Annotated in this window: 19 protein-coding genes and 2 pseudogenes; 6 read left to right on the top strand and 15 right to left on the bottom strand. The window is 70.9% G+C overall.

What is annotated here, in order from left to right:
- Positions 1–10: 10 nt before the first annotated feature.
- The 8 genes from ABZU69_RS11560 to ABZU69_RS11525 form a co-directional block, all read right to left on the bottom strand.
- On the bottom strand, positions 11–658 hold the full coding sequence (locus ABZU69_RS11560; protein WP_354964290.1) for a response regulator transcription factor: 648 nt from the start codon (positions 656–658) through the stop codon (positions 11–13).
- A gap of 14 nt (positions 659–672) precedes the next feature.
- Positions 673–1,998 carry a sensor domain-containing protein gene (locus ABZU69_RS11555; RefSeq protein ID WP_354964289.1) on the bottom strand — a complete coding sequence of 442 codons (1,326 nt, stop codon included), beginning with the start codon at positions 1,996–1,998 and terminating at the stop codon, positions 673–675.
- Between the two features lie 18 nt (positions 1,999–2,016).
- Positions 2,017–2,787, bottom strand: a complete 771-nt coding sequence (locus tag ABZU69_RS11550; protein WP_354964288.1) for an ABC transporter permease — start codon at positions 2,785–2,787, stop codon at positions 2,017–2,019.
- Positions 2,784–3,509, bottom strand: a complete 726-nt coding sequence (locus ABZU69_RS11545) for an ATP-binding cassette domain-containing protein (RefSeq protein ID WP_354964287.1) — start codon at positions 3,507–3,509, stop codon at positions 2,784–2,786. The genes ABZU69_RS11550 and ABZU69_RS11545 overlap by 4 nt, the downstream gene beginning before the upstream one ends.
- Before the next feature lie 83 nt (positions 3,510–3,592).
- Positions 3,593–4,234 carry a hypothetical protein gene (locus ABZU69_RS11540; RefSeq protein WP_354964286.1) on the bottom strand — a complete coding sequence of 214 codons (642 nt, stop codon included), beginning with the start codon at positions 4,232–4,234 and terminating at the stop codon, positions 3,593–3,595.
- Between the two features lie 123 nt (positions 4,235–4,357).
- The gene (locus ABZU69_RS11535; protein ID WP_354964285.1) at positions 4,358–10,546 is read right to left on the bottom strand and encodes a S8 family serine peptidase; all 6,189 of its coding nucleotides are present in this window, start codon (positions 10,544–10,546) and stop codon (positions 4,358–4,360) included.
- A 14-nt stretch (positions 10,547–10,560) separates the two neighbouring features.
- On the bottom strand, positions 10,561–10,722 hold the full coding sequence (locus tag ABZU69_RS11530; protein WP_354964284.1) for a hypothetical protein: 162 nt from the start codon (positions 10,720–10,722) through the stop codon (positions 10,561–10,563).
- Between the two features lie 81 nt (positions 10,723–10,803).
- Entirely contained in the window at positions 10,804–13,758 is a 2,955-nt protein-coding gene (locus tag ABZU69_RS11525) for an AAA family ATPase (RefSeq protein WP_354964283.1), read from the bottom strand.
- 174 nt (positions 13,759–13,932) lie between these two features.
- On the opposite strand from ABZU69_RS11525, the pseudogene ABZU69_RS11520 reads away from it, so the two are divergent.
- Positions 13,933–14,100 (top strand): annotated as a pseudogene (locus tag ABZU69_RS11520) (hypothetical protein); the annotation flags it as partial.
- A 196-nt stretch (positions 14,101–14,296) separates the two neighbouring features.
- On the opposite strand, the gene ABZU69_RS11515 reads toward ABZU69_RS11520, so the two are convergent.
- Together ABZU69_RS11515 and ABZU69_RS11510 are read right to left on the bottom strand one after the other, a co-directional pair.
- Positions 14,297–14,797, bottom strand: coding sequence for a GNAT family N-acetyltransferase (locus tag ABZU69_RS11515; protein ID WP_354964282.1), 501 nt, complete (start codon positions 14,795–14,797; stop codon positions 14,297–14,299).
- Positions 14,798–14,872: 75 nt separating this feature from the next.
- Complete coding sequence (locus tag ABZU69_RS11510; RefSeq protein ID WP_354964281.1) at positions 14,873–15,334, bottom strand: cyclic nucleotide-binding domain-containing protein; 462 nt, start codon at positions 15,332–15,334, stop codon at positions 14,873–14,875.
- A gap of 304 nt (positions 15,335–15,638) precedes the next feature.
- On the opposite strand from ABZU69_RS11510, the gene ABZU69_RS11505 reads away from it, so the two are divergent.
- The gene (locus ABZU69_RS11505) at positions 15,639–16,526 is read left to right on the top strand and encodes a universal stress protein (RefSeq protein WP_354964280.1); all 888 of its coding nucleotides are present in this window, start codon (positions 15,639–15,641) and stop codon (positions 16,524–16,526) included.
- Here the strand turns inward: ABZU69_RS11505 and ABZU69_RS11500 are convergent.
- A complete protein-coding gene (locus ABZU69_RS11500) occupies positions 16,456–17,154 on the bottom strand; it encodes an FMN reductase (RefSeq protein ID WP_354964279.1) in 699 nt (232 codons plus the stop codon). The genes ABZU69_RS11505 and ABZU69_RS11500 overlap by 71 nt on opposite strands.
- Positions 17,151–18,290: an LLM class flavin-dependent oxidoreductase gene (locus ABZU69_RS11495; protein WP_354964278.1), complete on the bottom strand. Its 1,140-nt coding sequence runs from the start codon at positions 18,288–18,290 to the stop codon at positions 17,151–17,153. Before ABZU69_RS11495 ends, ABZU69_RS11500 begins: the two co-directional genes overlap by 4 nt.
- Before the next feature lie 173 nt (positions 18,291–18,463).
- On the opposite strand from ABZU69_RS11495, the pseudogene ABZU69_RS11490 reads away from it, so the two are divergent.
- Both ABZU69_RS11490 and ABZU69_RS11485 read left to right on the top strand, forming a co-directional pair.
- A pseudogene (locus ABZU69_RS11490) lies at positions 18,464–18,595 on the top strand (DUF3224 domain-containing protein); the annotation flags it as partial.
- Positions 18,596–18,642: 47 nt separating this feature from the next.
- The gene (locus tag ABZU69_RS11485) at positions 18,643–18,765 is read left to right on the top strand and encodes a DUF3224 domain-containing protein (protein WP_354964340.1); all 123 of its coding nucleotides are present in this window, start codon (positions 18,643–18,645) and stop codon (positions 18,763–18,765) included.
- Between the two features lie 16 nt (positions 18,766–18,781).
- Here the strand turns inward: ABZU69_RS11485 and ABZU69_RS11480 are convergent, their stop codons facing one another.
- From ABZU69_RS11480 to ABZU69_RS11470, 3 genes are all read right to left on the bottom strand, one after another.
- The gene (locus ABZU69_RS11480) at positions 18,782–19,048 is read right to left on the bottom strand and encodes a ubiquitin-like small modifier protein 1 (protein WP_354964277.1); all 267 of its coding nucleotides are present in this window, start codon (positions 19,046–19,048) and stop codon (positions 18,782–18,784) included.
- A gap of 10 nt (positions 19,049–19,058) precedes the next feature.
- Positions 19,059–20,144 carry an exo-alpha-sialidase gene (locus ABZU69_RS11475; protein ID WP_354964276.1) on the bottom strand — a complete coding sequence of 362 codons (1,086 nt, stop codon included), beginning with the start codon at positions 20,142–20,144 and terminating at the stop codon, positions 19,059–19,061.
- 85 nt (positions 20,145–20,229) lie between these two features.
- On the bottom strand, positions 20,230–20,865 hold the full coding sequence (locus ABZU69_RS11470; protein ID WP_354964275.1) for a DNA-3-methyladenine glycosylase: 636 nt from the start codon (positions 20,863–20,865) through the stop codon (positions 20,230–20,232).
- A gap of 99 nt (positions 20,866–20,964) precedes the next feature.
- Here ABZU69_RS11470 and ABZU69_RS11465 point away from each other — a divergent pair, with 99 nt between their 5' ends.
- Positions 20,965–21,390, top strand: coding sequence for a DNA-binding protein (locus ABZU69_RS11465; protein ID WP_354964274.1), 426 nt, complete (start codon positions 20,965–20,967; stop codon positions 21,388–21,390).
- A 101-nt stretch (positions 21,391–21,491) separates the two neighbouring features.
- Complete coding sequence (locus tag ABZU69_RS11460) at positions 21,492–21,845, top strand: MmcQ/YjbR family DNA-binding protein (RefSeq protein ID WP_354964273.1); 354 nt, start codon at positions 21,492–21,494, stop codon at positions 21,843–21,845.
- Positions 21,846–21,861: the final 16 nt, after the last annotated feature.

Here is a 21,861-nt window from a genome sequence, read left to right as displayed (position 1 = left end):
GAGCTCAGCATCAGCCGCCGCCGACGTGGCGGAGGACGGCCAGGACGCGGCGGTTGTCGCTCTCCGAGGACGGCAGACCGAGTTTCGCGAAGATGTTCGCCACGTGCTTCTCCACGACTCCGGAGGTGATGACAAGAGCCGCCGCGATTCCGGCGTTGGATCGTCCCTCGGCCATCAGCGACAGCACCTCGCGCTCGCGGGGGGTCAGCGACGCCACCCCGGCCGTGTGCTGCCCGGCCCGCATCAGGTGGCCGACCACCTCCGGATCCAGCGCGGTGCCGCCGGATGCCACGCGGGTCAGCGCGTCCACGAAATCGGCGACGTCGGCGACTCGGTCCTTGAGCAGGTATCCGACGCCGGTCGGCCGGTCGGCGAGCAGGCGGGTCGCGTAGCGGGTCTCCACGTACTGGGAGAACATCAACACACCGACGTCGGGATGGTCGCGTCGGATGTCGATCGCGGCGCGCAGTCCCTCGTCGGTGTGCGTCGGTGGCATCCGGATGTCGATGATGGCTACGTTCGGCATGCTGGTGGCGATCGCGGACCGCAACGCATCCGCGTCGGCCACCGCCGCGCACACCTCGAAACCGCGGTCGGTGAGCAGCCGGACCAGCCCTTCGCGCATCATCGCGGCATCCTCCGCGATCACCACCCGCATGTCGTCGCCTCCGTTCACACGTGTGTGGGCAGCTGGATCTCGACCCGGGTCGGACCACCGGTCGGACTGTGTACACGCATCCGGCCGTCCACGACGGCGATGCGGCGGGCCAGGCCGGACAGGCCGGGGCCGTCCGGGTTCGCCCCGCCGATGCCGTCGTCCGTGACGGTCAACATCAGTTGCTCGCCGGATCGGACGACGCCGAGCCCGATACGGGTCGCCCGGCTGTGTTTGGCCGCGTTCGCGAGCAGTTCGGAGGCGCAGAAGTAGGCGACGGTCTCGATCGCGGGCGCCGGGCGGTCGGGCAGCTCGACGTTCACCGCGACCGGGATGGCGCTGCTCGTCGCGAGCGTCGCCAGCGCGTCGCCGAGACCGTTGTCGAGGACCGGCGGGTGGATCCCACGCACCAGGTCGCGCAGGTCGGCGAGGGCATCCTTCGCTCCGCGGTGGGCGAGCGCGACCAGTTCGCGGGCCTGTGGGAGGTCGGGTGGCGGGCCGTCGACACCGAGCTTCTCGGTCGCCATGCCGAGGTTCATCGCCAGCGTGGCCAGCCGGATCTGCGCGCCGTCGTGCAGGTCCCGTTCCAGCCTGCGCATCATCGCGGCCGCGTCGTCGATCGCGCGGGCCCGGGTGACCTGCAGTTCGCGTACCCGCTCGGCGAGCCGACGCGGACCGAGCAGCCGTCGCATCGCGGCAAGGTCCAGGTTCGTACCGGCCCGCATCAACCACGGTGCGACCAGCAGCATGGCGAGGCCGGCCGCGGCGATGAGGAACGTTCCGGTGAACGTCCGCGTACCGATGGCGCCGAACGGCGTCAGCGCCCACACCGGTCCGAGGCGCGTTCCGGCCGGGTGGTTGCGAAACAGCGGCCACCACACCGGGTAGCTGAGGTTGACCAGGCCGAACACGTAGCAGAACGCGCCGTAGCCCTCCGGGATGGCCAGTGGCACCTTGAGTAGGCCGTAACCGACGGCGCGCCAGCCCGGTCCGTCGGAGACCACGGCGCTGATCCGCTTCGAGGGCCGGGGCGGCGGCGCGTCCACGTGCACGTCGAGCAGCCGGCCGGCGAGTGAGCGATGCACGGCTGCCATCGCGCGCCCGATCGGGGCGGCCAGCACGACCAGGAGCACGATGGTGACCGGAAACAGGACCAGGAACATCGGTGCGACGGCAGGTGCGGGCTGTTTGGACATGGCTCCGGTCGCCCAGAGGATGAGGACGCCCAGGGCCGGCACGATCGCCGGCACGCTCAGCACCGCGGCCGCGCTGAGCACGCCGACGACGCAGAACACCGCCCGACGCAGGGCCAGTGTGGTGAACGGAGCACGCAGCGCGGTCATCAGCCCCATTGTCGCTCGTCACGCGTCGCGATGGCGGAGCAGGACGCCGCCGCACAGAATCGCCACCGCCGCGTACCCGCACATGAGCAGCGCGCTGATCCAGCTGGAGAACAGCCCGGGTACCGGCGAGGTCACCGCGATCGAGTTGAGCAGCATCAACAGCGGGACGAAGCGGCCGACCTGGATTCCGCTCTCACCGAACAGGCCGGCCACGATCATCGGCACGAACATCAGACCGAACAGCGTGCCGATCGCGGCGCCGGAGTGCCGCACGATCGTCCCGATGCCGACCCCGATCAGCGCGGTGACGCCCAGGTAGACGCCGGTCAACACGACCGCGCGTAGGATCGCCGGGTCTGCGAGGGATGCGGCCGGGATGGCGGTGCCGCGGATCGCGAGCTGCCCGCCCAGATAGCCGGCGAAGCTCGCGACCAGGCCGACGGTGAGGGCCGCGCCGCCGCACACGGCGACCTTCGCGGCCAGGACGATCCGACGCCGCGGGACGGCGGCGAACGTCGAGCGGATCATCCCGTTGCCGTATTCGCCGGTCACCACCAGGACGCCGAGCGCTCCGAGGAGCAGTTGGGCCACGATGGCGCCGCCGAGGCTGTTGTTCAGGATCTGGGCGGCGGTGGCGACCGGGGTGTGCGATCGGTACCCGAGTCCCACCCCGACCCCGGCCGCGGCCATCGAGACCACCGCGGCGATCGTCAACCACCACGTCGACCGGACGCTGCTCAGCTTGATCCGCTCCATCCGGACCGCGTGCCGGAATCCGTACCTGTTCATGACGCTCCCACTCCGCGATAGTCGGTGGCCTGTGCGGTGAGCCGGAAGAACGCGTCCTCCAGGCTGTCGTCGCCGGCGGCGAGTTCGGCGACGGTCGTCTCGGCCAGCAGCCGGCCGCGACCGATGACCACCAGCCGGTCGGCGGTCAGCGCCATCTCGGCGATCAGGTGGCTGGACACGAACACCGTCCGGCCTTCGGCGGCGAGTCCGCGCAGCAGGTCCCGGATCCAGCGGATGCCCTCCGGATCCAGCCCGTTGACCGGCTCGTCGAGCAGGAGGACGCCCGGGTCGCCGAGCAGGGCCACGGCGACGCCGAGCCGCTGGCGCATGCCGAGCGAGTACGTACCGGCACGCCGCGCTGCCGCGTCGGACATCCCGACGATGCGCAACACCTGCTCGACGCGGGAGCCGGAGATGTCGTTGCTCGCGGCCAGCGCGGTCAGGTGCGCGCGGGCGCTGCGGCCGGGATGGAAGGCCCCGGCATCGAGGAGCGCGCCGACCGTCTTCAACGGCCAGTTCAGGTCCGGGTACCGGACCCCGCCGATCAGTGCCTCGCCGTGGTTCGGGGCATCCAGGCCGAGGATCATCCGCATCGTCGTCGACTTGCCGGATCCGTTCGGGCCGAGGAAGCCGGTCACCACCCCCGGTTGCACCCGGACGCTCAGCCCGTCGACCGCGACCCGGCCGCCGTAGCGTTTCGTCAGCTCACGTAGTTCGATCATAGGAACGACGCTAGGCAACGCCGACGGCGGTCAGAAGCCGGAAACCATCCGACTCCGTCTGGAGGTTTTCCGCCCCCATCAGGCTAGGCCGGTTCGGCCCCCGATGGCGCGGGCAGGTCCAGGACGTACGAGTCGCCGTCGGGGCGGAAGCCGAGCCGGTGGTAGTAGGGGGCGACCATCCCAGGCGGGCTGACCACGCGGTGGAAGCCGCGTTCGGTGAAGAGGCGACTGCGCCGGTAGACGAACTCGCCGGGCGTGAAGTCGCGGAACTTCGGGGTCACGTAGTCCAGGTCTATCTGGGCGACCCCGGGGGCCTCGGCGTGCGACAGCACCACCCCGACCACCTCGTCGGCGGTGACCACCAGGAACGCGGAGCGTCCCGGGGCATCCGGGTTCCAGCGAAAGTCGGGATTGAACCGGGCGATGTCCGGCCCGTGCACCCGCAGTGTGTGCGCCAGGAACTGGTCGCCGACGCCAACCTCCACCACCTGGTAGGTCTGCTCGTCGTGCCGGGTGGCCAGCATCCCGCGCAGGTACCAGATGTTGATCACCGCGAGCACGATGTTCAGCCCGACCATCGGCCAGACCTCGATCGCGGCGTTGTAACCGATCAGCACGAGGCAGCCGACGAGGTTGAGCCCGCGCAGCCGCAGGATGCGTGACTGCAGCAGAGACCAGACCAGCACCGCAGAGCCGGCCCAGCCGACCAGATCCAACCAGTTCACCTGGTGAGACTACAAGTGCGCGAGTACGGGCCAAAGCTGCAAACCCGGTAGTCGTGGTCAGAGCCTCCACGACGATCCTTTCCGAGGAGGCTCTGACCACTGCTGGCGGATTGGTTGGCTATCTCATAGGCGCGGGTCCTCCTGGACCTTCAGGGCGTTGAGGATCGGGTCGCCCTCGCCGATCTCGCGGCGAAGCTCGACCTTCAGATCGCCACCGGCGTGCTCGACGGTGACCGCGTTCACGTCCGCGGTCAGCGCACCCGCCCTCGCCTGCACGTCGTGGTCGTGGAGCACGGCTTTGCCGTCGACCAGAACATCGAAGGCACGCTTGCCGGCCTTGACCTTCTCGATCTCCGCGAAGTCGAGGCCGATTCGGTACTTCCCGGCGGGCGCGTTCTTGAACACGTAGCTGAACGTCTCGCCGGTCCGCTGGGTGCGGAACAGCGCGTCGTCCTCCGTGCCGGCGATGTCGGCCTTGGTGGCACGCGCCTTGCCGCCGACGTAGCCCCACGGCCGCGAGCCGACCTCCTGGTCGGGCGACCAGACGAAGCCGTCGGCACCGACGTACCCGGATCCGCCCACGTCGACGCCCTTCCAGTAGGCGGAGGTCGCCAGGCGGACCGGCTTGAGCCGAGCTTCGCCCTTGCCGGCGTTCGACGCCACGAGCACGTCCCCGACGAGCACGCCGGGCTCGACGTCGGCGTTGTCGGCCGTCGCCGTGACCGTGGTGGACTCGCCGACCGCGAGCTTGACCGTGCCGGTTGCGGCCGCGCCCGTGAGGGTCAGCCACGGAAGGTCGGCGGCCTCGTGCCCGCCGTCGCCGGTGCGTTTCTGCTCGCTGATCCGCACCTCGAGCGGGGCGGAGCCGGTGTTGGTCACGGTCACGTCGGCCGTCGCCTTCTGGTCCGGGCCGACGAGCCAGTCGAGGTCACCTCCGGTGACGGTGGCGACGCCCGCGGTCAACGCCGTGTCGATCACCTCGGCCTGATCCTTCTTGGCGATGGTCACCGGGCGGCTGGCGGTGACATAGTTCGGCACCGAGACCTCCACGGTGTTCTCGCCGACCAGCGCCTGGGCCTTCCACCGGCCCTTTGCGTCGGCCGTGATGACCCGGTCACCGCTCGGCCCTCTGAGCGTGACGATCGCGCCCTCGATCGGCTTGCCGTCGTTCGCGTCGGTGACCGTGCCCTCGATCGTGCCCGACGCCGGGAGGGTGTACTCCAGCCCCAGGCCAGCCTTCAGAACGGGCTGGTTGAAGGAGTACTGGCTCGCGGGGTTGCGCGTCAGGCTCTCCAGGCCGACCGTCGCCGACGACCCGCGGGTGACGGGGTTGTCGCCGCCGACGCCGTCGCCGTACCCGATCTGGATCCGTCCGTCCTCGATCAGGGTGACCGAGAAGCTCACGCGAGCCGTCTGGTCGCTGTAGAAGGTGGCGTTGCGCCACTCGATGACCTCAGCGGCCAGCCCGTCCACCTCGGTTTTGCCGAAGTAGATGTCCGCCTGGTCGTCGACGACCAGGTCGTCCCAGAGCGGATAGATCGCGTCGAAGGCGTATGGCGACGGCAGCTCCGTGTTGTTCCCCACGGCGCTGGCCTGGTCGAAGATCAGCTGGCCGTTCGTCGTCACGCACACGCCGTCCCAGGCCGTGTCGTAGAACGGGAACAGGAAGCTCGAGTCGAACCACAGCACGCCGCAGACGTCATCGCCGTGCCACCCGGACACCTCCGTGCCCTGGCGGTAGAGCCCGTCGGTCACCTTCATCGAGTACGAGCGACCGGCGGGGGCCACCGGCACGGGGCCCGGCTCCGGCTGCTCGGGCTGGGGCTCCGGCTCCGCCTTGTCTGCGCGCGGGTCGAGCGTCACACGCAGCGCGGCAATGGTCGGGGCCCGTAGGCCCTTCGAGCCCCGCAGCTCCACGGTCAGCGGACCGCCCTCGTGCTTCACGACGGCGGTGCGCCAGTCGGCGGCGTTCGGCCCCACGGCCGCGGCCGGGTCGTACGCGTACTCCGTCAGCGTTCCGTCCACGAGGACGTCGAACACCCGCTTGCCCTTGGCCACCTTCTCGATCTCGGCGAACCCGAGATCGATCGCGTAGGTGCCCTTGGGCGCGTCGGGGAAGCTGTAGAACAGCTGCTTGTCCGGCGTGGTGCGCTGCGACTGGAACAGGGCGTCGTCCGTCGTGCCTTCGATCCCGGCCTTCGTGGAGGTGACCTTCGTCTTCCCCTCGTAGCCCCACGCCTTCTTGCCGGCGGCCTGGTCGCCGGACCAGGTGTAGCCGGAGCCGTCGGTGAACTCTGAGCCGCCGGCGTTGATGCCGACCTGGTACTTCGTGGTCGTGAGCGTCACGGGGACGTAGGTCTTGGACTGGCGTCCGGAGTCGGACCTCACCACGATGTTCGCGCCGAGGACTCCGGGCGTGGCGTCCTTTGAGGAGATCGAGACCTTGACGGTCGTCGACTCACCCGGGGCAAGGGTGCCGCCGGTCGAGGAGAGCGACAGCCACGGCAGGTCGGTGATCAGGTCGTCCTCGACGTCGACCAGCACGACGTCGTCGGCGACCTGGTCCGCGGCCCACAGCGCCCCGGTCGAGTCGGTCTCGAGGCCGCCGCCCTGGCTCACCTTCTGGCCCGGGAACCACCACGCGTTCACCAGCGAGCAGTCGTCGGGGTCGACCTGCAGCAGGCGGGTGGGCCTGTTCGAGGTGAGGTCGGTGTACCAGATGGTGTCGGACGCCTGGTTGTAGGCCAGGCCCATCACCTCGGGCAGCGGCGGCGCGCAGAAGGACAGCAGCGCACCCGCATTGTCGTGCGACGTCCCGGCGACCGTGCCGATCATGCCGTTCGCCCGGCCGCCGACGTAGAACACGTCCTCCGTCGGGTTGTAGGCGAGTCCGGTCAGCTGCAGCGTGGACCAGTCACCCTTGATCTGCCGGGTCTCCTTCCCGGTCTCCCGGTCGAAGCAGTGGATGTAGCTGGCCGGGCTGTCCTCCATCTGGCACATGTCACCGGTCTTGGTGTCGAGCGCCATGTCGAACGCCCGGTACGCGGGGTTCCACGACGCGTCGAAGACCTTCCCGGTCGGCTTGCCCGTCACCTTGTAGGCGGTGTTGGTCCGCGCGTTGTAGTCGTGGACCCAGACGTCGCCGTCGTACCCGACGCCGGAGGGCTCCTTCTCAGCGATCGTGCCCGGGATGGCGATCCGGGTGATGACGTCCCCGCCGGAGGTCGGGCCGACCTTGCCGGCCGCCTGTGCTTCCGCGGCCTTCGCCGTCGCAGCCTTGCCGTCGACGTTCGACGGCTTCATGCCGCTCGCACCGGCCTTCCACGTGGTGAGGTCGATCGTGCTGTCCGCACCCTTCCCGGTGCGCCCGGTGGCGCCGGCGTCGTCAAGGTCAGGGTGGCGCGCGGCCTCGCCCAGGTTGTACGTGAGTGGGGCGGAACCGTTGTTGGTCAGCGTCAGCGAGCCCACACCGTTCTGGTCGGTACCCAACAGCGCGTCGAGGCCGTCAGCCTTCAGGCCGGCGACACCCGTGGTCAGACGCGCGTCGATCTTGGCCTTCGCGTAGAGCTTGTCGAGGGAGAAGGGGTATGCCGCGGTCGTGTAGTTCGGCGCGTCGACCGTCATGGTGTAGTCGCCAACCGGAAGCTGGCGATGCACGATGCCGGTGCCGTTGGTCGTGACGGTCTCGACGAGCCCATTCTTGTTCGTGAAAGAGACCTTGGCCCCGGCCACCGGCAGCCCGTCGTTCTGGTCAACGACGGTCGCGTCGAGGTACCCGAAGTCAGGCATGTCGTAGGTGACGATCATCTCGTCGTGCAGCACCGGGGCGCTGTCGGAGAACCGGATGCCGTCGACGCCGGCCCAGCCCTGCATGCCGGTGATGGCGTGCGCGCCGGCGGTCACCAGGTCGTTGGTCCCGATGCCGTCGCCGTACCCGAAGATCACCGTGCCGGAGCGGGTGAGCGTGGCCGAATAGTTGACCGGCTCCGTGTACTCCGACCGGGTCGGATAGGCCCAGAGTTTGGCGTTGCGGAACTCGACGACGAACGCGTCCTCGCCGTTGACCTTGGTGGCTGCCGTGAAGACTCCCCCGCCGGGGGCGAACTCGACGGGGGTCTGGACGTAGAACGGGAAGATGCCCGCACCGCCGCTGCCGGGTCCGGTGCCGGTGTCCGGGGAGATCACGCCGCGCAGGCTGATACCGAGGGTGTCGTGGCTGCCGTTGTAGAGCGCGATCGGGAACGGCAGCTTCACCGTCGCCCACACGCCGCTGGTGAACGCGACCGGGTCGGTGCCGCGCAGGTACTCGCCTTCGGAGACGGCGCAGCTGTAGCCGCCCTTGTCGACGACGAGCCCGACGGGGATCTCGCGCGACTCGTTCTGCGCGCCGACGGTCAGCGGGACGGTCGTGGGCGAGTAGCAGGCGTTGGGCTTGATGTTCAGCGTGTACCCGCCCTCGGGGACAGCGGCGATCGTGAACGCGCCGTTGGCATCCGTGCGTACCGGCTTTAGCGGCGTGTCCTTGACAGAGACGTCGGCGTTCGGGACGGGCTGTTTCTTGTCGTCGACGACCCTGCCGCTGATGTCGTGCTTCGCGGCGGCCGTGAGCGGCAGCTTGACGGAGGTGTCCTGGCCGAGGGAGATCGTGACGTTGGCGGTCGCGGTCAGGTAGCCGAAGACCTTGGTGCTGAGCTGGTAGTCGCCGACCGGGAGGTTTGTCGTGAACCGGCCGTCCTTGTCGGTTCCGATCGACCGGCTGAACGGTCCGCTGATCGTCACCTCGGCGGCGGGGACCGGGGCGCCGTTGGCGGTGACGACACCGGTGAGGGTGCCGCCCTGCCGGGGCGCGAGCTCGAGCAGGCGGACGAGGTCGAGCCGGCCTTCGCCGTACTTGTTGTTGAAGGCGGCGGTGCCGCCGCACTCGGTGTCATCGACGTCGACGGCCGACTCGGCGAGCAGGCGGCGGGTCTCCTCGACCTGTCCGATGAGGGTCGGGTCATAGCTCCACAGCGCCGCGACGGCGCCAGCGAGGTGGGGAGCCGCCATCGATGTGCCGGACATCTCGGTGTAGCTGTTGTTCGGGTAGGACGACTGGACGGCGACGCCCGGAGCGGAGATCTCGGGCTTGATCCGGCCACCTTCACCCTCGCCCTTGCGGGAGAACGACGCGAGCGTGCCGCTCGAGTCGTACGCGCCGACGGAGTAGGCACTCTCGGCGGAGCCGGGCGAGGAGACGGTGTCGCAGGCCGCGTACGGCGTGGTGTTGCCCGATGACCAGGCGCTGAAGATGCCCGCGGCGCTCCAGGCCTCGTCGATGGCCTGGAAGAAGTCGTCGAAGTTGTGCTCGACGGTCTGGCCCCACGAGTTGTTGATGACGTGGGGGCGCTTGGACGGGTCAGGGTTGTTCCCCTGGACGTCGGTCGGGGCGAGCAACCACCAGCCGGACTGGAGCAACGACTCGACGCCGTTGCTGTCGCAGCAGCCGTTTGTCGCGATCCACTGCGCGTCCGGCGCGACGCCGACGTGGTTGGTGCCGTCGTCGCCGACCATGGTGCCCATGGTGTGCGTGCCGTGTCCGTTGTCGTCGCACGGTGCGCCGGTGCACGTGCCCCGGGTGGCCATCCAGTTGTAGTTGTGGTCGACGGTGCCGTCGGGCTTCGTGCCGCGATACTGGTGCATCAGAGCGGGGTGGTCGAATTGGACGCCCGAGTCGAGGTTGGACACGGTGATGCCCGCACCGGTGGCTCCCATGGCCCAGGCCTGGGGGGCGTGGATGGCGTCCAGACCCCACGTGGCGGTGCCTGCCTCGGCGGCGGCCTTCGGGGCGGCGGGGCGGGCAGCCTGGTCAGCTGGGCTCTTCTCGTCCACGGGCTCGACCAGCGCGACCTGTGGCGACGCGTGGATCTTGGCGACCTGCCCGACCGAGGCGACGTCGAGCGCGAGCTTCTGCGTGCCGCCCTTGACGAGCACGGCGTTGACGAGCGGGTAGGACGTGTACTTCACGCCCGCCGCGTCGAGCTCGGCGGAGACGGACGCCGCGGAGGCCTTGGCCGAGGCCTTCAGCGCGTCGTAGACGAACTGACCGCGAGTGGTCCAGTCGGCGATCTTCTTCGCCGGCGCGAGGTCGGCCTTGGTGTCGAACGTGATCCAGAAGTCGGACGCCGGCTCCGTGCGGAAGCGGTCCTTCAGGTTCGACGCGATCTTGTTGGCGGCCGCGCCGGGATCCGGCTCAGCGGCGGACGCCGGTGATGGCTGGATCATGCTCAGGCCGACCGCTACGGCCAGCGAAGCCGCGAGGGCTTTGAGTCTCATATGGGTCCTTTGACCTACAGGGGTTGATAGGGGTCGTGGTTCTTGTGGTCGTCGGCACCGTCGGCACCGTCGGCGTCGGGGGCGTCGGGGGCGCTGACGCGCGGCTCGCGGGACAGCTCGGGTGGTGGCTGGTGCTCGATGGCGGAGTCGTCACGCGCGACAGGTCGCTCAGGCATGCATTGCCGTCGGGCTATGGATCATGGAGTCATGCTCGGGGGGGACGAGTGTCCGTCGCTATCCAGTGGATACGTCAATTTTCACGACGGGTCGTCGAGGGAGTCCTCTTCTGCGAACACTCCGGCCTCCACTGCCTTGACCGCGAGCGCGGTCCGGGAGGTCACCTTCAACTTGCGCATCGCCGCACGCAGCTGTTGATCCACCGTGGCCGGTGACTTGGCCAGAATCCGGCTGATCTCCCGGTTGGTCATGCCGGCGACAACCAGTCGGACCACGTCGAGCTCACGAGGTGAGAGCCGGTCGCCGTACCCCCGTCGACCGCCGCGCCACAATCGCGGGACCTCGGCGCCGTGTTCGCGAAGCCGCTGTGCGACACGGTCCGCATCGCCGCGGGCTCCGAGCCTGAACAGTTGCTCGTACTGTGCGGCCAGCAGCTCTCGGCCCTGTTCGATCTGGCCTTGCGCCACGAGTGCCTCGGCTTGACGCTCGCGGGCGAGCATGGCGTCGTAGGGGCGCGGCAACGCGTTCCAGGCGCGCGCCGCCCGGTCGTATGCCGTCGCCGCGCGGGCGTGGTCTCCGGCTGCGGCGAACAGCAGAGCACGGCATACGGTGAGGGCGGCGCGAGGCGCAGGCGCCGTACGGCCACGCAGTCCTCTGGCGAACTGGTCGCCCAGGCGTGCAGCGGCCTTCAGGTCGCCCGCGGCGAGGTGCGCCTCAATCCGGGCGGGGACGAGGTCCGTGGCCCAGACCCAGATGCCTTTTCTCCGGACGGTGTCCATCGGCTCGTTCGTGATCTGCAGCGCCCGGCCGCTGTTTCCGTCCGTCAGCCACAGTCTGGCCAGCGCAGCGGCGGCCTCCATCGTGTCGTCGGCTGCGCCGAGACGGGCAGACTCCTCGAGGACCAGCCGGAACTGCTCCTCCGCAGCGCGCCGCCGTCCGGCTGCGGCTGCCAGCCGGGCCGCGAGGCGAATGCTGCCGAGGTAGTACGCCGGCCGGTCTCGGTCGGCATCGGCGAGTGCCGCGCTTCGCTCCGCGAGACCCTCCCACCGGCCGGTGAGCCACGCCAGGTTGGCCTGTTCGAGTCGGACGTTGTGTTGCAGCCGGAACGCCTGCTCGGCCTCGGCAAGGCGCATGGCCACGGCGAGGTGTTTTTCCGCGTCGGCGTACCGACCCCAGATCAGTGCGCCGGTCCCGACATTTGCGTGGATGCGGGCCACGTCGAGACGCTCCGCCGAGGTCGCGCCGTCGATGGGCAGGTCAGCGACGACGTCCCAGGCCTCCTCGTCGCCGAGCATGAGCAATGCAGCGGCTTGGTTGCCGGCCAGGTTCAGCCGCTCTGCGGGAGAATCGAATTCGGCGGTCAGCTCAGCGGCGCGATCCAGCCAACGCCGATGGGTCGACGCCGGCCACGGTCCCGCATAGGCCCATCCTAGATAGGTCATTGCCCGAGCCGCCTCGACCGGGTCATGGTCGAGGTTGGCCACCGCTTGCTCGAGCTCGCTGAGTGCGGCCTGCGCCTCACCCCCGGTGATCAGGAGCCGACCCAGGGGGTTGCGGATCTCGGCCTGCTGGCGGGCGGAGAGACCGGGGGTCTCCAGCACCGAGCGCAAGGTACGGATCACGCGGTGGTAGACCTCGTCGACCGGTTCACGACGGCCCAGTGCGGCAACTCCGGCGATGCGCGCGACTCGTGCCCGATCCGTCGGCGGCAACACGGCCCACGACAACAGATCGACCAGCAAGTCGACCGCCTTGGTGTGGTCACCCGAGGCCATGGCCAGCTCGGCACCCTGCTCGGCGTACCGCGCCCAGGACTGCGTCTCGCCCGCCTCACGGAAGTGGTGGGCAAGGCGTGCGACAGGCGGCGGATGGATGTCCTCCAAGGCCCGGCCGGCCAGCAGGTGGAAGTGTCTGCGGTCGGTCAACGGGATCGCTTCGTAGACAGCCGTGGCGGCCAGCACATGCCGGAATCGCCACTGGCCGCGGTCGTCTCCGTCCAGGACGCCGGCGCTGGCCGACTCCGCGATAGCGCCGCGACACGCAGCTGGTGACAGACCGGCGGTCACCGCGATCGTGGCCACCGATGTCCGCTCAGCCAACGTCGCCGCCGCTCGCAACACCTGCTGCGCCGTCGGCGACAGACGGCCCACCCGCTCCCGGGTGGAGTCGCGCACCGTTGGCGGCACCTGTAGCTCGCGCAGCTTCAGCCGGACCCACTGTCCGTCGCGGAAGACCAGGTCGGCGCGGTCGCACATGAGGCGAACCGACTCCTCCAGCGCCAGAGGAACGCCACCGGTCCGCTCGTGCATGAACGTCGTGAACTCCTGCGATATCGGGTTGCCGTCCAACATCGAGGACACCAGCGCTGCCGTGTCGTTGGGTCGCATCGGCGCCAGGGCGATCCTCAGCTGGGTCACGCCAGCAGGCAACCGGGACGTCAGCCGCAGCAACAGCGATCCGACGTCCACCTCCTCCGGCCGATAGGAGATCACGAGGCTCGGCCCGTCCGATTGCTGTCGGGAGGTGACGAACAGCAGGAACTCCAAGGTCACCTCGTCGGCCCAGTGCGCGTCCTCGAGCACGAGAACGTCGACACGCAGGGCCCGCAGCAGCTCGTCCAGGGCGCGGAACAGGCGATGCCGTGCCGCCTTCGCATCGTCCAAGGGCGGCAGTGCGGGCGGCAGGTCCGAGGACCATTCAGGGAACAGGGGCCGTAACGCACCCGCAAGCTCGGTGAGCCGCAATCGCGACACCGGGCGGTCGATCCCACGGAACGCGTCGACGATCGGCCCCAACGTCAGCGACTCGCGAAGCGGTGGGCACACCGAGACCAAGGCAGTGCGCTGGTCCGGCGCGGCCAACCACTCTCGCAGCAGTCGGCTCTTCCCGATCCCCGCCTCGCCCTCTACCAGCACGATCGCCGGTGGCCGGGCCAAGGCGGCCCTGAGCGCCGCCAGCTCCCGATCACGACCCACGAAATCCGGCGTAGAAACCGTCGGTGAAGCCCGGTCGTCCTCGGGCGAGGGGTCGAGCATGCGTGATGATCTCGCTTTTCGATGCTCGTGCGCAAGTAGCATCGCGGCGACTGAAGGCCCTCGCGCTCGACCTGTGCGGCACCCCGCCGCACCCACACCTGTTCGCCAGCCTGCCCGACACCGGACGTCAGACGCTTCCCACCACCGCCGGATACAGGCCGGACCTATCGGGAGCTGACGCGGCAGGGCGCAGGCCTCACCGAGGCCCGGCGCCGCCGCGGCAAGACCGACGCCATCGATGCCGAAACAGCAGCTCGAGCAGTCCTTTCCGGCAGAGCTACCGCCCTCGCCAAGGCAGGCGACGGCCATGTCGAGCGGATACGGCTGTTCAAGCTGGCCAAAGCCTCGGCCACCAAATCACGAGCGCAGGCCATCAACCAGCTCAAAGCCGTCCTCGTTGACGCCGACCCGGCGCTGTGCGACTCGATGACCGGGCTCAGTAGCCCCAAGCTCATCCGCCGATGCGCCGACCTGGACCCGGGCCAGCCGGACATCACGATCATCACCGAGTGGCTCTGACCGGCTTATGCAACACGCCTTAGTGCCCACCCTGCTCAGGGGCGTCGGCGGGCAGCTCCAGCAGCCACTCCGCGACCTCGGCGCCGCGGCCGTTGGCGTACCCCGAGTCCTCGCCGACCACCACGAAGCCGCACTTGCGGAGCACCGCGAGCGACGCGGCGTTGTCCTTGGCGGCGCGGGCCCACACCGGCCGGGGCAGCTCGCGCAGCAGGGCGGCCAGGGCTGCGGTGGCGTAACCCCGACCCCAGCGGGTCGGGTCGATCCAGTAGCTGACCTCGGTGCGGTCACCCACCGGGAAGGCGGTGACGTGGCCGACCACCTCGCCGGCGACCTCGACGGTGCGGACCCGGTTCGCCGGGTCGGTGAGCACCCGCGCCCAGTGCCGGGCGAACTCGCGGTGGTCGGACGGGTCGACGGGGCCGAACGCGGCCATCCGGTTGGCCTCCGGATCCTGCTGGTGCAGGAAGAACTCGACGAGGTCGTCCTCGCGGACCGGGCGCAGCTGCACGTCGGAGGTCATCGGCCGAGGGTACGCGGCGGGACCTCCGGCCCGCCGACCGTACCGTCCGGCGGGGGTACCTGCGGACCGGTGCGTCTACTGACTCGGGTAGCCGTACAGCTCCAGCAGCCGGCCCCGCGACGCCTGGAGGCGGTCCACCACGACGGCCATGAACCGGAGGGTGACCTGCCGAGCCAGGGCATCATCGGATTCGATCAGCCGCCGAACACCCTCAGCCGCGAACTCGAGCGTCGTGGTGCGGCGCACCGCGACCGCGCCGAACTGCCACCGGTACGGCGGGAAGATCCAGGACCAGCCGAGCACTCCGCCCGCGCCGATGGGCTCGATGCCGACGTCGCCCCGACCGGGCACCGGGAAGTCCAGCGCCACCTCTCCACCGGAGATCAGCCAGAACCGTTCGGCCGGCTGTCCGGCGCGGAACACCCGGTGCCCGGGGTGCCACACCACCGGTCGGGCGTACCCGGTGAGTCTCGGCAGCCACTCCTGCGGCAGGCCGGCCAGGAAGGGATGCTCCCGGAGCAGATCCAGTGGGGTCATGGTGCGGTCCCTTCCGTCGCGGCGATCGGTCCCTGCTCCATCCGACTCCTTTCGGGTACACCGCGCGAGGGCCATTGAGTCCCGGGCCCCACGGGCGCAACGCCTCTGCCGTGCGTGATTCCGCGGCGGGAGGGTGGGACGAGGCGGGATCCTTCCGCTGTTCCCTCGTCCGCGCCGGCCCCTTCCCGGCCGGCGCGGACCCACGCCGGACCGGGCGTGACACCGCGTCCTGCGCCGGCCAGACGGCGCGTCCCGGCACCGCGGCGGTGGTGCGCGGTCGACAATGACCTGACCGACCCTGGGAGTGCCGATGAACCGACCTGTCGTGGTGGGTGTGGACGGATCGCCGTCCAGCCTCGTCGCCGCCGAGCACGCGGCCCGCGCCGCCCTGCTCCGGGCCCGGCCGCTGCTTCTGGTGCACGGCTACCTGCACCCACTCGGGTACGGCGTGCCGCTCAACCCGTACGACCTCGGGGTGCCGGCGCCCTCCGAGGAGGCGCAGAAGATGTTGGAGCGGACGGCGGCCGACCTGACCGACCGCTGGCCCGGCCTCACCGTCGAGGTGCGCCAGATCGCCGGCGGCCCCGGCGCGACGATGGTCGAGGAATCCCGCCGGGCCGAGCTCGTGGTGGTGGGCAGCCGAGGGATTGGCGGGTTCGCCGGCCTGCTGCTCGGGTCGGTCGGCGCGCAGGTGGCCGCGCACGCGCACTGCCCGGTGCTGGTCGTGCGCCCGGATGAGCAGCCGATCCCGATGGACGCGCCGGTGCTGGTCGGCGTGGACGGGTCGGAGTCGTCCCGGCTCGCGGTGGGGTACGGCGCCGACGAGGCGGCACGTCGCGAGGTCCCGCTGGTGCTGGTGCATGTCAGCCCGGCGGCCGGCGACCGGTCGGTGCCGGACGGGGTGGAGGAGTCTCAGGCCGCGTACCAGGCCGAGGCGGTGCGGCTGCTGGCCGACGCCTCCCTCACCGTTCGGGCGGAGCATCCTGGCCTGCTGGTGCGAGAACATCCGGTCCGGGCGGCCGGGCCGGCCCAGGGGCTCATCGAGGCGAGCGGCACCGCGTCGCTGCTGGTCGTGGGCACCCGGGGCCGGCACGGATTCATCGGAATGCTGCTCGGCTCGGTCAGCCAGGCGGCGATCCAGCACGCGCACTGCCCGGTGCTGGTGGCGCACCCGTACGACCGGGCGGGGTGACCGGGGCGTCGTCGGCCCGGCCGAGCATCTGCAGGAAGTCGGTGGTGAGAGCGAACGGGTCGGCCGGGCCGGTGGCCGGTAGTCGACGCTCGACCTGGTCGGCCAACTCCCCGGCCGCACGTCTGATCCGGGCCCGCAGCGCGCCGTCGGCGGTGCCGTCGGACCAGTCCTCCGGGGCGGCGAAGACCGCCGTGGGGACCACGACCGCCCGCAGGTAGCTGAACATCGGGCGGACGGCGTGCTCCAGCGCCAACGAGTGCCGGGCGGTGCCGCCGGTGGCCCCGATCAACACCGGCCGGTCGACCAGCGACTCGGCGTCCAGCACGTCGAAGAAGGACTTGAACAACCCGTTGTACGACGCGCTGAAGATCGGGGTCACGGCGATGATCCCGTCAGCACCGGTCACCGCGTCGATGGCCCCGCGCAGTGCGGTCGGCGGGAAACCGGCGAGCATGTTGTTCACCACGTCGTGGGCGTACTCCCGCAGGTCGACGACGCGCAGCTCCACCTCGGAGCCGCGCCGGACCAACTCGTCGCGGGTGGCCGCGGCGAGCTGGTCGGCGAGCAGCCGGGTCGACGAGGGCTGGCTCAGCCCCGCGGAGACCACGGCCAGGGTGCGGTGGGTCATCGCGCCACCTCCGGCGCCTTGCCCGTCACGTCGTCGACGGCGTGGACGGTTTTGTCCTTGGCGCCGCCCGCCGTGGCGACCAGCGACGCGTGCGTGGGCGCCTCCGGCACGTGCGCCGGACGCAGCGCGGCGAACTCCTTGCGCAGCACCGGCACGACCTCCTCGCCGAGCAGGTCGAGCTGCTCCAGGACCGTCTTGAGGGGCAGCCCGGCGTGGTCCATCAGGAACAGCTGCCGCTGATAGTCGCCGACGTACTCCCGGAAGCCCAGCGTGCGGTCGATGACCTGCTGCGGGCTGCCCACGGTCAGCGGGGTCTCCCGGGTGAACTCCTCCATCGACGGCCCGTGGCCGTAGACCGGGGCGTTGTCGAAGTACGGACGGAACTCCCGGACCGCGTCCTGCGAGTTGCGCCGCATGAACACCTGCCCGCCGAGGCCGACGATGGCCTGGTCGGCGGAGCCGTGGCCGTAGTGCGCGTACCGCTCGCGGTAGAGCTCGATCATCCGCTGGGTGTGCTCCTTGGGCCAGAAGATGTGGTTGGCGAAGAAGCCGTCACCGTAGTACGCGGCCTGCTCGGCGATCTCCGGGCTGCGGATCGAGCCGTGCCAGACGAACGGGGGCACCCCGTCGAGCGGGCGCGGCGTCGAGGTGAACGACTGCAGCGGAGTGCGATGGCGCCCCTTCCAGTCGACCACGTCCTCGCGCCACAGCCGGCGCAGCAGGTCGTAGTTCTCGATCGCCAGCGGAATGCCGGCGCGGATGTCCTTGCCGAACCACGGGTAGACCGGGCCGGTGTTGCCACGGCCCATCATCAGGTCCACCCGGCCGTCGGCGAGGTGCTGGAGCATCGCGTAGTCCTCGGCGATCTTCACCGGGTCGTTCGTCGTGATCAGCGTCGTCGCGGTCGACAGCAGCAGCCGCTCGGTACGCGCCGCGATGTAACCGAGCATGGTGGTCGGCGACGAGGGCACGAACGGCGGGTTGTGGTGCTCGCCGGTGGCGAAGACGTCCAGACCGACCTCTTCGGCCTTCAACGCGATGGCGACCATCGCCTTGATCCGCTCATGCTCGGTCGGCTCCCGACCGGTGGTCGGGTCGACCGTGACGTCGCCGACGGTAAAGACTCCGAACTGCATGACCAGCTCCTCGCGTGACTACCGGGTCCGTCGTGGTACCCGAACATTGCGCACAACTTATTTGACGGCGCAACTATTCCGCTGGCGGACGGTTCCCCGGTGGCGCCGGTCACGTCCGCGGCCGGTCACGCCGCCCGGAACGTGACGGAAGGTGTCAGTCACTCGGGGACGGCATGACCGAACGCGCCGGGGGGGCCACCAGCCGCACTCGGATCCTGATGTGCCGCACGCCGGTGGAGACGTCGGCGGCGTACGTGGGGTTCGAGCGGTTGACCGGCTCGCTCGCCGGCCGGGTCGGCGGTTTCGTGCTGCACCACGGTCCAGGCCAGGGCCAAGCCGTCGCCGTCGCCGCCTGGCCTGGACCGTGGTGCCGGACTCGGGCACCGGCGAGCTGCGTGGCCTGCGCGGCGGCGGGCAGATCATCGGTGGCCCGGACGGCGGCCACGCCTGCCTGCTCGACTACGACCTGACCTGACCGCCGCCCGGCCGGCTCAGCCGCCGGCGACCGAGGGCAGCACCTGCACCTCGGCGTCATCGCCGACCGGGGTGGCCAGCCCGCCGGAGTGCCGGCAATCCTCCCCGTCGACGTAGACGTTGACGTAGCGACGCAACTCGCCGCGCTCGTCGCGGATTCGCCGGGCCAGCCGCGGGTGGTCGGCGGCCAGTTCGTCGAGGACCGCCCCCAGCGTCCCGGCCGCGGTGACGCTCAACCGGCTGGCGCCGCCGGCCTCGCCGCGCAGCGGACCGGGCAGCAGCACGGTGACCACCTCACACCGCCGCGGCCCGGACGCTGAGCACGTCGGGCAGGTGCGCCGCCACCAACGACCAGGAGTCGCCCTCGTCGCGACTCGCGTAGACCTCGCCGGAGCGGGTGCCGAAGTAGACCCCGCCCGGGGTGGCGTCGTCGGCGCACATCGCGTCGCGCAGCACCGCCGGGTAGAACGGGCCCTCGGGCAGCCCCACCGACAGCGGCTCCCACTTGCCACCGGCGTCCGCGGAGCGGAACACCCGGCAGCGGTGGTCGGTGGGGAACCGCTCGCTGTCGGCTACCAGCGGGAACGTCCACACCGTCCCGGCACGCCCGGGGTGGGACACCATCGCGAAGCCGAAGTCGCTGGGGAGCCCGTCGGCGATCGAGGACCAGGTGCGGCCGTCGTCGTCGGAGCGGTAGACGCCGTGGTGGTTCTGCGCGTATAGCCGCTCGGGGTTGCCGGCGTCCCGCGCGACCTTGTGGACACACTGGCCGAACTCCGGCCACTCGTCGGGCATGAAGTAGGCGCGGATGCCGGTGTTGCCCGGCGCCCAGCTCGCCCCGGCGTCCTCCGAGCGGTAGACCCCGCCGGTGGACATCGCGACCAGCAGCCGAGCCGGGTCACGCGGGTGGGGCAGCACGGTGTGCACGGCCTGGCCGCCGAAGCCGGCCCCCCACTCAGGGCGGTGCGGATGGTCCCAGAGCGACCGGACCAGCTCGAAGCTGCGGCCACCGTCGGTGGACCGGAACAGCGCCGAGGGCTCGGTGCCGGCCCAGACCACGTCCGGCTCGTCGGGGCCGGCCGGCATCAGCTGCCAGACCCGCCCGAGGGTCGCGCCCGTGTCGGCCGGGAAGGCGACCGGGGCCTGGTCGGGCTCGTCCCACGAGGCGCCGAGGTCGTCGCTGGTGGCCACGCTGGGCCCGAAGTGTGAGCTGGTCACCCCGGCGAGCAGCCGCGGGGTGGGGCGGCGGGTGTCGACCGCGACCGCGTAGACGCCGGTCATCGGGAAGTGTGGGCCGGTGATCTCCCAACTGCGCCGGTCGTCGGCGCTGGTGGCGAGAAACAATCCCTTGGCCGTGCCGATCGCGAGCAGCGTTGCCATGACGTCCTCCGAACCGTCGGTGAGCAGGTGCGGTGATTATGGCCACACCCCCCGACAGATTCGCCAGGGCACACGCCGTGGTCGCTCAGCGCCGGGCGCGGGGCACGTGCCGGCGGTACGCGCTGACCGTCGGGTCGCCGTCCAGCCAGAACCGCCACGGCAGGTCGTGCGCTCCGGTCACGCCGACCCGTGGACCGGCGGCGACCGCCTCCGCCGGCACCGGTCCCGCCGGAGGGCGCAACCGGACCGGCCCGTCGCCGAGCAGGTACCCGCCGTACGCGGCGCGGTCGATGCCGAGCGTGGCGCAGAGCCGAGCCGGCCCCCGGGCCAGGTCCACGTCCCGACGTACGGCCGGTCGGCGGGCCCGTGCCGTGTCCAGCCCGTCGACCACCGCGCCGGCGCGCAGCAGCACCGCGGCGGCCTCCCCCTCGACCCCGGTGACCACGTTCATGCACCAGTGCATCCCGTAGGTGAAGTAGACGTAGGTGTGCCCGGCCGGCCCGAACATCACGGCGTTGCGCGGGGTGCGCCCGCGGTACGCGTGTGAGGCCGGGTCCCCGGCCGTGCCGGCGTACGCCTCGACCTCGGTGATCCGGACGGTGACCCCGCCGGCGTGCAGCAGACAGCCGAGCAGCCCGCGCGCGGCCGGCAGCAGCGGGCCGGCGAGCAGATCCGCCAGCGTCGCCAGGTCGGCGTCACGGTCACCGGGCAGCAGGTCCATGGCCCGACGGTACCCAGCCCACCGCCCGGTCGCCGCAGCCGGGCGCAGGTCTTTCAACAATCTGTTGACAAGGCCTCGTTGATGGGTTGTGATCGGGGTATGACGACGAACGACCCGTTCACCGCGCCGGACCCGGCCCGCGCCCGCACCCACCGCACCCACGAGGCGCTGCAACGGATCAGCGAGCGGCACGCCGGCACCGAAGCCCGACGAGGGCGTTGGGCCCACCCGTACGTGCTGGATCCGTGGGAGGCGGTGGCCCTGGTCACCGCGCTGGCCGCGGGCGGGGCCGAGCGCGAGCCCACGGAGGAGCCGGTCGACGGCGCCGACCTCACCGCCGCGCTGACCCTGCTGCCGCACGTCCGCGCGGAGCTGGACGCCCTGGAGGCCGGCCTGTTGACGCTGGCCCGCGACCGAGGGCTGACCTGGCAGGCCATCGCGTACGGGCTGGGCCTGGGCAGCGCGCAGGCCGCCCGGCAGCGTTACGAGCGGGTCGCCGCCCGCTCGGCCGACCAGACCGGCTGACCCCGCCACCCCTCAGAGGTGGCGACCCGACCGGCACGGCGCGCGCCGACCAGCGGCCGGGCGGGCAGACTGTGCGCACGACGATTCCGGGAGGAGGCACCATGGAGCGCGCGGAGATGCTGGCGTACTGCCTTGCCAAGCCGGGAGCGTGGCTGGACCGGCCGTGGGAGGGCGACGAGGTGGTGAAGGTGGGCAGCCGGATCTTCGCGTTCCTCGGCAACGGGGACGGCAACCCGACCATCGGCGTGAAGTGCGGCCCGACCCGCGAGGTGGCCGACGAGTGGCTGCACCGGCACCCCGACGACGCCCGGGTGATGGCCTACATCGGCCGGTCCGGGTGGAACACGCTGCGCCTGGACGGCGGGATCGACGAGGAGGAGCTCTCCGAGGCCGTCGACGCGTCGTACGACATGGTCGTCGCCAAGCTTCCGAAGCGGGAGCACCCGACGGCCTGAGCCGGCCGCGGCGCCG

Origin of the sequence: Micromonospora sp. NPDC005206 (genome assembly GCF_040608175.1) — a bacterium.
Classification (GTDB): Bacteria; Actinomycetota; Actinomycetes; order Mycobacteriales; family Micromonosporaceae; genus Micromonospora.
The sequence above is the reverse complement of the archived record's forward strand: the minus strand, read 5'-3'. Positions and strand labels throughout refer to the sequence as shown.

Bases quoted from the DNA above. Each gene is read 5' to 3' on its own strand.
- ABZU69_RS11465 (WP_354964274.1), top strand. From the start codon at position 20,965: ATGACGACGAACGACCCGTTCACCGCGCCGGACCCGGCCCGCGCCCGC.
- ABZU69_RS11525 (WP_354964283.1), bottom strand. From the start codon at position 13,758: ATGCTCGACCCCTCGCCCGAGGACGACCGGGCTTCACCGACGGTTTCT.
- ABZU69_RS11510 (WP_354964281.1), bottom strand. From the start codon at position 15,334: ATGACCCCACTGGATCTGCTCCGGGAGCATCCCTTCCTGGCCGGCCTG.
- ABZU69_RS11545 (WP_354964287.1), bottom strand. From the start codon at position 3,509: ATGATCGAACTACGTGAGCTGACGAAACGCTACGGCGGCCGGGTCGCG.
- ABZU69_RS11500 (WP_354964279.1), bottom strand. From the start codon at position 17,154: ATGACCCACCGCACCCTGGCCGTGGTCTCCGCGGGGCTGAGCCAGCCC.
- ABZU69_RS11535 (WP_354964285.1), bottom strand. From the start codon at position 10,546: ATGAGACTCAAAGCCCTCGCGGCTTCGCTGGCCGTAGCGGTCGGCCTG.
- ABZU69_RS11560 (WP_354964290.1), bottom strand. From the start codon at position 658: ATGCGGGTGGTGATCGCGGAGGATGCCGCGATGATGCGCGAAGGGCTG.
- ABZU69_RS11460 (WP_354964273.1), top strand. From the start codon at position 21,492: ATGGAGCGCGCGGAGATGCTGGCGTACTGCCTTGCCAAGCCGGGAGCG.
- ABZU69_RS11515 (WP_354964282.1), bottom strand. From the start codon at position 14,797: ATGACCTCCGACGTGCAGCTGCGCCCGGTCCGCGAGGACGACCTCGTC.
- ABZU69_RS11550 (WP_354964288.1), bottom strand. From the start codon at position 2,787: ATGAACAGGTACGGATTCCGGCACGCGGTCCGGATGGAGCGGATCAAG.
- ABZU69_RS11530 (WP_354964284.1), bottom strand. From the start codon at position 10,722: ATGCCTGAGCGACCTGTCGCGCGTGACGACTCCGCCATCGAGCACCAG.
- ABZU69_RS11475 (WP_354964276.1), bottom strand. From the start codon at position 20,144: ATGGCAACGCTGCTCGCGATCGGCACGGCCAAGGGATTGTTTCTCGCC.
- ABZU69_RS11495 (WP_354964278.1), bottom strand. From the start codon at position 18,290: ATGCAGTTCGGAGTCTTTACCGTCGGCGACGTCACGGTCGACCCGACC.
- ABZU69_RS11555 (WP_354964289.1), bottom strand. From the start codon at position 1,998: ATGACCGCGCTGCGTGCTCCGTTCACCACACTGGCCCTGCGTCGGGCG.
- ABZU69_RS11470 (WP_354964275.1), bottom strand. From the start codon at position 20,865: ATGGACCTGCTGCCCGGTGACCGTGACGCCGACCTGGCGACGCTGGCG.